The sequence below is a fragment of the Fusicatenibacter saccharivorans genome (assembly GCF_015557635.1).
In the GTDB taxonomy this organism is placed as follows: Bacteria; Bacillota; Clostridia; order Lachnospirales; family Lachnospiraceae; genus Fusicatenibacter; species Fusicatenibacter saccharivorans.
Map to the genome: position 1 here is coordinate 221792 of NZ_JADNOP010000004.1, position 12597 is coordinate 234388.

General features: G+C 40.3%; 11 protein-coding genes. 10 read left to right on the top strand and 1 reads right to left on the bottom strand.

Going from position 1 to position 12597, the window contains the following annotated elements:
* Positions 1-89: 89 nt before the first annotated feature.
* Entirely contained in the window at positions 90-677 is a 588-nt protein-coding gene (yyaC, locus tag I2G42_RS05320) for a spore protease YyaC (protein ID WP_022463275.1), read from the bottom strand.
* Between the two features lie 200 nt (positions 678-877).
* Here yyaC and I2G42_RS05325 point away from each other — a divergent pair, with 200 nt between their 5' ends.
* The 10 genes from I2G42_RS05325 to I2G42_RS05370 all read left to right on the top strand — a co-directional run bounded on the left by I2G42_RS05325 (position 878) and on the right by I2G42_RS05370 (position 12565).
* The gene (locus I2G42_RS05325; RefSeq protein ID WP_243277148.1) at positions 878-2185 is read left to right on the top strand and encodes a LysM peptidoglycan-binding domain-containing protein; all 1308 of its coding nucleotides are present in this window, start codon (positions 878-880) and stop codon (positions 2183-2185) included.
* Between the two features lie 88 nt (positions 2186-2273).
* On the top strand, positions 2274-3470 hold the full coding sequence (locus I2G42_RS05330) for a DUF5711 family protein (protein WP_195530815.1): 1197 nt from the start codon (positions 2274-2276) through the stop codon (positions 3468-3470).
* Between the two features lie 12 nt (positions 3471-3482).
* A complete protein-coding gene (locus I2G42_RS05335; RefSeq protein WP_195530816.1) occupies positions 3483-4172 on the top strand; it encodes a CvpA family protein in 690 nt (229 codons plus the stop codon).
* Between the two features lie 682 nt (positions 4173-4854).
* Entirely contained in the window at positions 4855-5994 is a 1140-nt protein-coding gene (locus I2G42_RS05340) for a S8/S53 family peptidase (RefSeq protein WP_055226864.1), read from the top strand.
* Between the two features lie 458 nt (positions 5995-6452).
* Positions 6453-6719, top strand: a complete 267-nt coding sequence (locus I2G42_RS05345) for a hypothetical protein (RefSeq protein ID WP_055226866.1) — start codon at positions 6453-6455, stop codon at positions 6717-6719.
* Complete coding sequence (gene ccpM, locus I2G42_RS05350; RefSeq protein WP_055265672.1) at positions 6712-8118, top strand: Cys-rich peptide radical SAM maturase CcpM; 1407 nt, start codon at positions 6712-6714, stop codon at positions 8116-8118. Before I2G42_RS05345 ends, ccpM begins: the two co-directional genes overlap by 8 nt.
* Before the next feature lie 2 nt (positions 8119-8120).
* A complete protein-coding gene (locus I2G42_RS05355) occupies positions 8121-9164 on the top strand; it encodes a P-loop NTPase family protein (RefSeq protein WP_195530817.1) in 1044 nt (347 codons plus the stop codon).
* A gap of 141 nt (positions 9165-9305) precedes the next feature.
* Positions 9306-10715: an ABC transporter permease gene (locus tag I2G42_RS05360; protein ID WP_158554998.1), complete on the top strand. Its 1410-nt coding sequence runs from the start codon at positions 9306-9308 to the stop codon at positions 10713-10715.
* 6 nt (positions 10716-10721) lie between these two features.
* Positions 10722-11615, top strand: coding sequence for a leucine-rich repeat domain-containing protein (locus I2G42_RS05365; RefSeq protein ID WP_022463281.1), 894 nt, complete (start codon positions 10722-10724; stop codon positions 11613-11615).
* 20 nt (positions 11616-11635) lie between these two features.
* Positions 11636-12565 (top strand): ABC transporter transmembrane domain-containing protein, encoded by a 930-nt coding sequence (locus I2G42_RS05370; RefSeq protein ID WP_195530818.1) that lies wholly within the window; start codon positions 11636-11638, stop codon positions 12563-12565.
* Positions 12566-12597: the final 32 nt, after the last annotated feature.

Consider the following 12597-nt stretch of genomic DNA (forward strand, 5'->3'; position numbering starts at 1 on the left):
TTTTTCGAAATAAATGACAAAAGAAAACAGGCAGAGGCCACACCGGAAAACGGTGCAGTCTCTGCCTGTTTTGTTGTCTGCAGTTTTTCTTAAAGCAGAAGTTCGCTTGTCCCGGCCGCCTCAAGTTCCCGGCAGGCGAGCAGGATTCCCTGAGAGATGGATTCCGCCATATGGAAAATCGTGGCAAGCCGGGTTGTCTGCAGAAGAAGCTGTTCAAAACTGCCCGATACATTCACAATACCTGTGATAAAAATATCCCCGACCTCGGGCAGCGTCTTCCCTGCCCCCGCGCCCGGCCGGATCGCCCCGTTTCCGATCGTGATGTATCCCTGATGACGCCGCGAACCAAGCGAAGCATCGATCGCAACGAGCAGTGCCTCCGGGTGGCGGGAATGGATGTACGAAATCCGGTCCGGTAGATTCAGGGCGTGCACCGGGTCATCCAGCGTTCCATAGACATGAAAAACGCGGCTGCAGTACGGCGAAAGCTGGTACCCGATCAGCGGTCCTAAGGAATCCCCAGTGATCCGGTCGCTTCCGATGCAGAGAAATACCAGTTCACGGAACATGCGTCCGTCCTTTTGAATGCAGTAAGAAAACAGCGACGCCAGCTCTTCGCTGGCGCTGCGGCTTCGCTCATTGATGTAGTAAACTTCGGCGTCTTTTTTTCGAAACATGACCGGTACCTGCCTTTCAGAAGAATCATCCACAGTTTAACCGTATATGGTATAAACTATTCCTGCAATGAAAAAAACATGACATGCCCTCCGGTGCAGAAAAACGGGAAAACAGTCGGAAAAAACCGTGACAGCCCTGCCCCAAAACGATCTTTTTCGCGGAACATCCGTGATAAAGTAGGCAAAAAGGGGTGAAAAGCATGATTGAGATTGTCTATAAAGAAAACAAAGAGCAGGCGAACGGCAACGAGGGATACTTTCATCTGCCGAAAAATATCCGCCAGGTCGGTGATACGAACGGTAGGGAGCGGATTTATCTGGAAGATTATGTCGGAACCTTTCTGAAAAAATATTTTTCCGCACCGGAGGGACGTGCCGCCATGCTGTTCGGCGAATTTAAGTGGGCGGACGGAATTTCCTACTTTTTTATCCGCAGCGCGGCCGCGATTCAAACGATGGAGCCGGCGCCGGATCACCTGGTCTTCGATGATGCAGTATGGACGGAGGTCCACGATGTGATGGAAAAATATTTCAAAAACCAGCAGATCCTCGGCTGGGCACTTTCTCTTCCGGGATACGGGGAGGATCTGAATGAACAGATCATCCGAGCGCATCTGAACCACTTCGGCGGAAATGACAAGACGCTGTTCCGCGTCAACGGACAGGAAAAAGAGGAAACTTTCTATACGTACGAGGGCGGCACCCTGCGGAGCACGGGAGGCTTTTACATTTATTATGAAAAGAATGAGCCGATGCAGTCGTATCTGATCGATCAGAATCAGAACCGGTCGATCGAAAACGGAGAGAGCGTGCCCGACCGCGCTGTCAGCGATTTTCGGAAGATGATTGAGGAGAAGAGCGGGGAGGAGCCGGAACACGATCACAGAAAGCCGATCCTCTATGCGATGACAGCATGCGCGGCTGCGGCGCTTCTTGTGACGGTGACGCAGAAATACGGAGATGCGCTGTCGTTTCCGGGGAAAACAAAGGAGCAGACGGTAGCAGTGGCGGGAAACGTACAGGGAGAGAAGACACAGACGGCTGAGAGTGCAGCGGAAGCATCAGCGGCGGAAGAGGGAAACACAGGGGAAAATACTTCGACGCCGGAAAGCACAGGAACGGAACTGGAAACGGAAAATGAGAGCGGGAGCGCGGCGGTAAGTGAGGAGCAGAATTTATCCGGAACGGATCCGGCAGGCAGCGGAGAGCAAAGCGCATCCGGCGGGGAGCAGACTGGTGCAGCGGAGAACAATACCGGTACGGCGCAGACAGATGCAGCACCGGGAGCAGAGCCATCGTCCGCCCCGGGAACTGCTTCCGGCAGTGAGACGGCAGAAACCGCCGCGCAGGTCTGGCAGGAGTACACCGTACAGAAGGGGGACAGCCTCTCGAAAATCAGTGAGAGATATTACGGAACGATGAGCAGAGTGAAAGATATCTGCGAACTGAACCAGATCGCGGTAGAAGATCTCATATATGCGGGGCAGAAAATATACCTCCCAAAATAGAGAAAAATATGGTACACTAGAGCGGAATCAAACTGCGGCCGAAAGGGCGGCAGAAAATAAGTCCGAAAAGAACATAAGGGGAATGAAAATGGACGGAAAAAACAGAGAAGAACAGGAGAACGGAGCAAAAGTCCGGGATCTTGAGGAGTATAAAGCAGAAAACAGAAAAAGAAAACGCAGACGCCGGATCACCGTTGGAATCCTTGCAGGAGCCATTCTCGCGGCCGGAATTGGTACAGGGGTATGGCTTCAGCTGCGTACTTTTCAGGGATACGACACAGTACAGGCAACAGAGACCGAGGACACCGATACGTATATGTTTCAGAAATCCGGAAATAAGATCGTGCGCTACGGTATCGACGGCATCGAACTGCGCGACCGGAAAAATCAGACCCTCTGGAGCGATCATTATACCATGGAAAATCCGCAGATGATATCCTGCGGCGATGCAATTGCCATTTACGATAAAAACGGAACCAAAATTGTTGTATACGATGCCGATGGAAAGGCCGGCGAAATTGCCGCGTCGTATCCGATCGTGAAAGCATCCGTTGCAGGCCAGGGCGTCGTTGCGGCGATTCTGGAAAACAACGGGGAGAGCTGGATCAAATACTATAATACCGATGGAACGGAGATCGCCTCCTCCCACCCGAACATGGACAGTCCGGGCTATCCGATGGATCTCTCGCTTTCTTCGGACGGACTCTGGATGGCGGTTTCCTACGCTTACGAAGACGGCGGCAAGATGAAATCACAGGTCGCTTTCTACAATTTCGGAAGCAGGGGTGAGGATCTGGTGGACAACCTTGCAAGCTCATCGAGCTATACCGATATGCTGTGCCCGCAGATCGAAACCGCGGGAACATCCTTCTGGGTTGCCTTTTTTGATAATGGCTTCCGCATCTATGAAGGAACGAGCAAGCCGAAAGAGACAGTGAGCGTATCAGAAGATGGAGAAATTTTAAGCTGCGCGTATGCGGACGACCGCGTGGTTCTGATTCTGCGCGGGGAGAGCGACGATCATCCTTACCGGATGAAAATCTACAATCTGAAAGGAAAGCAGCTTGCGGATGAAAATCTGGATTTCTATTACCAGAACCTTCAGATAGAAGAAAAACAGATTCTGCTGACGAACCGGCAGGAGCTGTGTGTATATACCTTAAAGGGAAGAAAGAAGTACAGCGGCGTGGTCAGCGAAACACAGATTCACGAGATCCTCGGCATGGGGCAGAACCGGTATCTGCTCGCGGAGGAGGACGGCGTTTCGATGATCCGGCTGAAATAGGAGAAGAAAAACATGAATTGGCTGAGATACGTATTACTTGCGGTGTGTATTCTTTCCGCGCTGGCTGGATATCAAAAGGGGCTGGTCCGGACAGTGCTGTCCATGGTGTCCCTGATTCTGGTGACAGGACTGGCGATCTGGATGAATCCGTATGTGACGGATGTGCTGAATGAGCGGACGGAGCTGCCGCAGTATGTGGAGAAGAAATGTTTAGAGACATTTGAAAACAATGAATTTCTGTCGGGGGAAAACCAGTATGTGCAGAAGAAATGGCTGGAGAGCATGGGCGTGCCGGAGGAGCTGGTGAACCAGATTCTCGGAAGCGGCGCGGTGCAGGAGTACCAGGAGGAACAGCTGCACAGTCTGGCATCCTATGCGGCGAAGGCAGTATCGGAAAAGATTATGAAAGGGATTGCTTTCTTTCTGACGCTGGTGCTTGCCGTTGTTTTCGTGACGATTGCGGTGAAAATTGTGGAATTGATTGCGGAGATTCCGGGGATCAGCTTTTTGAACCGCATGGGAGGAGCAGGACTTGGTGTCGTGCGTGCGGTGCTGTGGATCTGGATTTTCTTTGCGGTGGTGTACTGCTTTCAGGCGACACACTGGGGGAATGTATGCATGAAGCAGATCCAGGGCGATATGGCGCTGGCATGGATTCGGGAGAATAATCCGGTGCTGATGCTGTTGAAGAATGTATTATAAGATGAGAAAAAACGGTTCCTTGTGGGGCCGTTTTTTGGTGGGAGGGGGGACGAGGAAAAGCGGACGTCGTGTGGGCGGCGGATGCGGTGGGAGGGGAGAAACGTGCCGGGGTGCGGGGCTGTGATTTGGGTGGGGCGGAGACCTTGGCGTGGATGGGACGGAACGGGGGAGCACCGAGACAATTCGTCAGGAAAACTGATGTTTTCCCGACTCAGTGTCTCTTGAAATCCGGCTTTGTGAGCCGGATTTCATCTCCCCCGTTCCGTCCCGTCCGCGTCAGGTTCCGCTCCCACCCAAATCAATGCCCCGCGCCCCGGCACGTTTCTCCCCTCCCACCGCATCCGCCGCCCACACGCCGACCGCTTTTTCTCTGAAGTTGAGAGCGGAAGAATCTGCTAGATAGAAGGGGATAAGAATGGAAATGAAAGAACAAATAGGATATTAGTGGAAAAAGTTGAGAGTTGTGGAAAATATGGGGGTTGAACTGATATGAAAAGAAATATCTATAAATATACGTATTTATATAAAAAAAATTACATGTTTTTGTGAAAAAAATATTTATGTGAATTTATAATGAATAAAAACTGAAAATATGTACAAAAAGCACATTGAAAAAAGAAGAAATATAGATATAATGTAAGTATGTAGACGAAAAAGAAAAGCTGAACAAGACTATTTGCATATGAAAAATAAAAAAAACGATGGAAAATATGTAATTATAGATGACGGGACAGCAGGGGGGCTGTTTCTGAGTGAGAATGAATACTATGTTGATGAGAATAAAAAAGTTGTTTTGTGCAATTCTGAAAAAAAAGATAATCTGTTTAGAAAGAGATATAAACTAACACATGGCGATAAGTGTTATAGTATCATCAAATATTTTTGCCCAGAGGTAGAATTTATCTCTATAAAAATTATGGAAACAGGGGAAAGAGGTAGCATTGATTCATTCAAAGCGGCGTTAGAATGGTGCTTAAAAGAAAAGATAAAACTTGTGCATATGAGTGTTGGAACAACAAATTATATAGATGCAAAAAAGATAGAAAATATTATAAAACAAATGGTTTCTAATAAAATGATATTATGTGCAGCGCTATCAAATACAAACTTTCCTACATGGCCGGCATGCTTTGATGGGGTTTTCGGGGTAAGAAATTATATTGCTAAATTGCAGGAAAAAGAAATTTCGGTGTCTAAATCATTTCCTTTTTCGGAAATGAATTCGATACAGTTAAATTTTGATGACGTTTTAAAGAAGATTGTTGGGAAAGAATACAAATCAAATAGTTTTGCAGCTCCGATTATTACTGTGCTTTTGATATGTTATTTAAGGAAAAATAAAAAAGGTTCATACCAAGATGCAAAAAAATTTATTATGAATCATATAAACAAATGTATCTATGAAAAAGAATTGGAATGGAATGGGATTGTGAATAATAAAGCGTGGTCAATTCCGATAATTTTAACACGTACTGTTATTGGGGCAAAGTTGTTATATGAGTGTTTTGGGAAGGAAGACTATGAGTGTATAGTATTAACATCAGAAAAGAACCTAAAAGAGTCTTGCGTGGCAGAAATTCCATTAGAATTTTATACGCATGGGAATGTGACAGAGACGTTAATAATGGCAGTAAATACAATATACAATCCAGATGTGCTTATTATTCAAACGGATAAAAATATATTTGAAAGTAATAGTTTGATAGATTTTGAGGTTTTTGATAAAAAAGGATGGAATGTGAAAACAAGGATGGAGCAAATGCAGTTTGAAAATTGTTATAACGCATATAAATGGATAATAATGCAACTTTTAGACGACTAAAATTTACTGGATTACTTTTGCGATCGCAATGGGTAATAAAATTATGCTCGAAGGGAGGTATTCAAATGAAGAAAACGCTTAAAAAGAAAGAACATAAGGGAAGAAATAATGTGAGTGTTTATGCAAATGGACCGTGTTCATGCACATGCTTTTCTACGTGTGGGTCTGCCTATGTTCAGAAAGCTCAGGCGCAGAATCAGTTATACACAAGTGTATTTGGATCTAATGCTAATCACTAAAATGTAAGAAAGATGAGGGCTGCTACAGTGTTAATTAGTGGTAGTCCTCATTTTAATTAGAGGATAAGTTTAAAAGTTGATTTAAGCATTATAAAAAATCGTTTAAGAATATGGCTAGAAGTATTATAGATCCTTTGAAATAGCGTTTGTTAAAATGTTGATATGTTTGTTGTAGAGTAAAAATGCTGACAATAGTAGATTTGATGAAAGAGAATAGAAATGATAGAAGAAAAAGTGAAAGATATATTAAAGAAATATAGAAATTTAGAACAGAAAAAAGACTGGAAAAATCAAAAGCTTTTAGGAAATGATCTAAAATTCAGCGCAAGAGATTTGATAAATGTATATGTGGAGTTAGAAAAAGAATTTGATATTCATTTTAAGGAAAAAGATATTGTGGCTGGAAAATTTGATACATTTGATGACATAATAAAATTGATTAACAAAGAAATAGCATATAAAACAAGAGGAAAAGAACATGCATAAACCATTTATTCATTGTTTCAAAACTGCAAAAGAATATTATGTATATGATGTGAATACTGATAAAATTATTCAGGTGTCTTTCGAAACATATAATTTTTTGGAAAACAATATTTGGGATGAAAAAGCGGAAAGAGAAATAGAAAAGCTAATAAATGAAGGATATTTGAAAAGAACGCGGGTAGAAGAGGTAAAACATTTTGCTACGGACTTTTTAGAATCTTATTTAGAAAATAGAATGAATCAGTTAGTTTTGCAAGTGACACAAAAATGTAATTTGCGTTGCAGTTATTGTGTTTATTCTGGTGATTACAAAAATAGAAATCATAGTCAAAAAGAAATGAGCTGGGAAACTGCAAAAGAAGCAGTAGATTATTTGTATGGGCATTCGATGTCTAGCGAAGACATATATATATCATTTTATGGCGGAGAGCCATTATTAATGTTCAGATTGATAAAAGAAGTAGTTGAGTATGTGAAGAGAGAATATTGCCAAAGAACGGTACATTTTAATTTGACCACTAATGGAACGTTGTTTACACCAGAAATTGTTCAGTATTTTATTAAAAATAATATACAAATTATGTTTAGTTTGGATGGGCCTAAAGAAGTGCACGATAAAAATAGAATATTTGCAGGAAGTAATAGAGGATCATTTGAAAAATTGAGAGATAGCATGAAAATGATATATAGTATGGACAGAAAATATTATAAAAAAAATGTGTCTTTCAACACAGTGTTAGATCCCCAAAATGAGTTAAGAACAATATATGAGTTTTTGGATAAAGATAGGCTGATTTCGAAAAATTTGAGTAGAATATCTGTTTTGAATGATAATTATACGGATAAACAATGTGAATTTAGCGGAGAATTTGTTGAAGAACAGGAATATGAATATTTTAAATGTTTTCTTTCAAAATTAAAACGAATTAATGAAAAATTTGTGGCTAGAGCAGTAAAAGAAGAATTTGATAATGAAATGAGAGAAATTAAACAACATGAGGAAAAAATGCAAGAAGAGATTTCAAAGGTAAATCATCATAGTGGTCCCTGTATTCCAGGCGCGAAAAAAATTTTTGTAACAGCAGAAGGAAATATATATCCGTGTGAGCGAGTGAGTGAAATATCAGAAGTTTCCAAAATAGGTGATATAAAAAAAGGAATAGATAAAAACAAAGTGTTAAATTTGCTAAATATAGAACGATATTCGCAAGACCGGTGTAAGGATTGTTGGGCATATCAACATTGCACAATTTGTATAGCATGTGCAGATGACACTAAAAATATTTCAAATAAAGAAATAGAAAAACATTGCTGGAAGGTTAGAGGGGGATTTGAAGAGGCAATGAAAAATTACTGTACTTTAAAAGAACTTGGTTATAAATTTGAGGAGTATGAATGAAAATGTTAAAAAGAGTAGGTATATTTCCGGTAGATCAAGAAAGTATAACACTATTTGAGAACATACATGAATGTAGATATGGTGAAATTATGCATATTGCTTCAATAAAAGCATGGGGACTTTGCGGGAAAAAAATTCAACGTTGTGATGGTAGTGAGATAATAATAGAGGAGGGAATAGGTAATATTATAAAAGAATGTGAAGTGTTAATTCTTCTTGAAAGTTGGCACGATGCATCGCCTGAATATATAAAGAGCGTGGTGAAAACAGCAAAGCAGAAATCCATAACGATAGTTTCTATTAATAATATCAGGAACAGTTTAGAGATAGATCAGCATTATGAAAATGTCGTTGTTGCTAAAAAATTAAAAATTCAAAAAAAGTGTGACGATTTAAGAGTAAGAAAGATAAATATTCCGGTTATTTGCGTTTTGGGTTTGACACAAAATAGTGGAAAATTGAAAATGGAATTAGAACTGCAAAAATGTTTGAAACAAAAAGGATATAAAGTTGCAGCAATTGTTTCTGGATTAAATGGATTAATTGGGAAAGATACATTTTGCTTTGAAAAGAAATATTTAAATGGGAAAAATAGGAATGAAGAGATAATTATAAATATAAATGCGGCTGTAAAGCGGTTAGAACAAGATTATGATATTGTAATTGTTGGGATACCAGGAGCATGTCTCTCGTTTAATCCACAATATTCTAATGATTTTGGCATTACTACACAATTGTTTATGTGTGCAATAGAACCAGATTATAGTGTTTTGATGCTACTATATATGCGCTATGAAGAAGCGTTTATTAGTCATGTTAAAGATGAGGTTCAAAAAAGATATGATATTACAATTAATGATATTGGAATATCAGAATTTGCAATTGATATGGATGCGAGTTTTGAACAAAAAAAGATGTGTTTTTTAAAATTAATTGACAAGGAAAGGGATTTTGAGCATTTGAAAAAAATATCAGTTGTTGATATTAAAAGTGATTCTCAAATAGAAAAATTGAGCGATAGGATTATTTGGACACTTGAAAATTAAACATAAGCTTGTCGCATTTTGAAATATATAGGGGGAAGAAAGAATATGTTGAAAAGAGCAAGCAGAAAATTAAGAAGTACTCCTGCGAAAACATTGATGTATATCATACTGTTTTTAGTACTTTTCCTGGCGATATTTTCTATGCTGATGATTGGAATTGCAAGTGGAAATAAAGTGAAAAGAGCACAGGAAACATTGGCCAACTCTATTACTCTGCGCGGGCCGGCCGAGGGAGAAGCTGGAAAATCATGTACTGTATATGCGATCCCGTCCGCAATCGTAGAAAAGTTCATTGACAGCAATTATGTTCAGGGGTACACCATGGAAGCGGGAACATATTGGCTTGATCCGGTGGATACGGAAACATATATCAGCGAGGAGACACAACAGCGCCTAAAAGGTTATCTGAAAGATTCAGGCATGTATACGATGACGGCTGTTGGAACACTGGACTGCGCATACGATACCTATTTTCTGGCAAAGGGTTACAGGATTGTGGAAGGAAGCGGACTGAGCTACGGAGAACGGGGCAAATACGAAGCTGTGGTAGGAGAAAAATACGCCGAAAAAAATCATCTCCATGTGGGCGATACTGTTAAATATAAAATGGAGCAGGGAACGATCGAATACTATAAAGTAAGTGCCCCGGAAGAAATTAGTTTCAAAATTCGAGGCATTTACAGAACTCCAGAGGTTTATCAGTCCGATTCCGTTGTGAATGACTGGCACAATAATTTAATTTTTATTCCACTGGATATTTTCTGCGAGTATTCTATGAAAGCATTAAAAATTCAAAATGTGGGATTTAATACAGTTACGGTCTATTTGAAAGATACAAAATCAGTTGAACCATTCATAGAAGAAACAAAAAACAAAATAAAAATAGGAAGTGTGGATGATGTTGTACAGACCGATGAAAATGGAATACGTTCCAGCGTAAAGCCAATGGTAATATCACAGCAGGATTTGGAATCTGGAGAATGGTCCTATCAGTTGATTCGAAACAAGGAATGGTATGAGATGGTTGCGAAACCTGTTGAAAAATTGAATCGTCTGATAGGATATATGATCGTAGGATTTGTGACTGCCGGAATTTTACTGTTCGGCATTCTGACCAGCCTGTCAGTCAAAGGGCGAAAACGTGAGATTGGAATTTTACTTTCGATGGGGGAACACAGAAAAAGGATTTTAGGACAGTTCGTTTTGGAGAATTTGGTTCCGGTTTTGATTGCCCTGGTTTTTGCGGCGCTGTGTGCGACACCAACAGCAGAGTATTTCGCAGATCGGATGATTTCGAATCAGGCTGAGAAAGTGGAGCAGGAAAATGAAGATCTGTCGGGAAATATTAAAAACGCGCTCCCGACAAGCGAAATAGCTGCGTATGAATCAACGGGAGTAACTGTTGATACGGATTTGTCCATTGAGTGGAACTGGAAAATCATGACGGGGATGATTCTTGGTATTTTAGATCTTTTCCTTTTGATATTAATTCTGCAAGTCGGCAAAATAACTAGAGAAAGCCCGGCATCTATATTGCTGGACAGAAAGTAGGTGTTCATGAAGAAAAAAAGAATGATAATGATCGTAGCGATGGTTCTGGTGCTGGTATGGCGGGAAGACGTTTTTGCAGTGGAATCTGGAACGACACAGGTTTCGCTACAGGCAGACTGGCTCCAAGAGGGAGATTACCAGTATAGCGTGGAAGAAGATGAAACTGTAACTTTACGAAACTATATCGGGACGGAAAGCGTGATTGTCACACCGAAAGAAGTAGGTGGGAAAGAAGTGACGAGAATCGGAGATTCCTGCTTTTTGAGAAAAACGGATCTTCGGGCAGTGCAGATATCCGAAGGCATTGTTGAAATCGGGGAATCTGCCTTTGCGGAAGATGGTCAGTACAGTGATACAACTGCTGGGTTTATCAGCATTGTAATGCCAAAAACACTAAAAAAGGTAGGAAAAAGCGCATTTCAGGGAACTAGAATCACACAGATTTATTTTTATGATGGTTTAGAGAGCATTGGTGATAATGCCTTTATGTATTGCTCTTCTTTGTCAAAAATACGGATTCCAGATAGCGTGGAGAAAGTAGGACAATTTTTATTTTTGGGAGCTGGAAAACCCTATGAAGAAAGTCAAGATAGTGCGATGAAGATTTTTGGCGGAAAAATAGCGGAAGAACTTGCAAAAGATAATCAAAGAGCCGAATATGGTGGTGAAGAAATGCAGGAAATTTCGATCCAGTATTGGCTTGAGAAGAAGGAGAATGAAACGAAAGAAGAGGTTATAGGACAAAAATATTTTGATAAAAATGATACAGGCTTTGAAAAAGTATTTTTTAAGGCTCCTTCGAGTGGAGAAAAGCAAAGTGGGAAAATAGTCTGGATGGACATATTTCTTGGGGTGTGTATGGTTGGACTAATAGGAATCAGTGTTTGCTTAAAGGATTAAAAATATTATATTTGTGAACAATGAAGAAAATAATAGAGAATAATAAATGTTTATATTTTTTAAAAGAGTTACTCAAATATAAAAAAGAAATAGGTATTTTGAGTATAAGCACTATTGTTTCTACAGTAACTGTATTTCTGCAACCATTATTGATAAAACAGATCACAGACATCGGAATACTCGAAAAAAATATGCCCCAAATTGTTAATGGAGTAGCCGGTTTATTTGTTTGTGTGCTGGTATATTTAATGATTGAAGTTGTGCAGGCAAAAACTTTTGCAGAAATACATAATTCATTCTATAAGAACTTGTATTGCAATGTATTTCGAAAATTATTGCATTTAAAAAAACATTATTTTCAAATGAAAAATAGTATGGAAATAGTGCAAATGTTACAATGCGATGTATCTCAGGTTGCGTCTATGACAGATAGATATGTAGTGATGAGCTTTTCGTATGTTTTTCGTGTAATTAGTGGACTTGCTGGACTTATGCTGTTGAGTCCTGAACTGTTATGCATTGTAGTGATAGTAATTCCAGTGAAATACGTGTTAGTAAAATGTCTTGCTAAAAAGCGTGAGAAAAACATGAAAATGTATATTCAAGTTGAGCAACAATTTGGAGGATGGCTTGGCGATACAATTAATACTGTGGAAGAAATTAAATTGTGGAATCTATATGAATTAAGAAAATGCGAATTTTTAAAACAGATTTGTAAATCGTTAGCGGTTGAAATGAAAGGAACCATGATTGAGACATGGAATATTTTTGGGGATGCTGTTTTAGAGTGGGGTGTAACAATTCTTATTTATTTAGTTGGTGGATATTTGGTGTTCGTGGGAAAAATTTCCATAGGTTCAGTTTTTGCTTTTGTTTCTTATTCTAGTTATGTTACAAGACCGGTAAATGAAAAGTCTAATCCCCCAGCTATGCTGGGGAGAATAGAGTAGTCGGAAGTGGTGAGGATAACAAAATAAAGCCT

What these genes read in the sequence shown, in the direction of transcription:
- yyaC (WP_022463275.1), bottom strand. Translation starts at nt 677, where the DNA reads ATGTTTCGAAAAAAAGACGCCGAAGTTTACTACATCAATGAGCGAAGC.
- I2G42_RS05325 (WP_243277148.1), top strand. Translation starts at nt 878, where the DNA reads ATGATTGAGATTGTCTATAAAGAAAACAAAGAGCAGGCGAACGGCAAC.
- I2G42_RS05330 (WP_195530815.1), top strand. Translation starts at nt 2,274, where the DNA reads ATGGACGGAAAAAACAGAGAAGAACAGGAGAACGGAGCAAAAGTCCGG.
- I2G42_RS05335 (WP_195530816.1), top strand. Translation starts at nt 3,483, where the DNA reads ATGAATTGGCTGAGATACGTATTACTTGCGGTGTGTATTCTTTCCGCG.
- I2G42_RS05340 (WP_055226864.1), top strand. Translation starts at nt 4,855, where the DNA reads ATGAAAAATAAAAAAAACGATGGAAAATATGTAATTATAGATGACGGG.
- I2G42_RS05345 (WP_055226866.1), top strand. Translation starts at nt 6,453, where the DNA reads ATGATAGAAGAAAAAGTGAAAGATATATTAAAGAAATATAGAAATTTA.
- ccpM (WP_055265672.1), top strand. Translation starts at nt 6,712, where the DNA reads ATGCATAAACCATTTATTCATTGTTTCAAAACTGCAAAAGAATATTAT.
- I2G42_RS05355 (WP_195530817.1), top strand. Translation starts at nt 8,121, where the DNA reads ATGTTAAAAAGAGTAGGTATATTTCCGGTAGATCAAGAAAGTATAACA.
- I2G42_RS05360 (WP_158554998.1), top strand. Translation starts at nt 9,306, where the DNA reads ATGCTGATGATTGGAATTGCAAGTGGAAATAAAGTGAAAAGAGCACAG.
- I2G42_RS05365 (WP_022463281.1), top strand. Translation starts at nt 10,722, where the DNA reads ATGAAGAAAAAAAGAATGATAATGATCGTAGCGATGGTTCTGGTGCTG.
- I2G42_RS05370 (WP_195530818.1), top strand. Translation starts at nt 11,636, where the DNA reads ATGAAGAAAATAATAGAGAATAATAAATGTTTATATTTTTTAAAAGAG.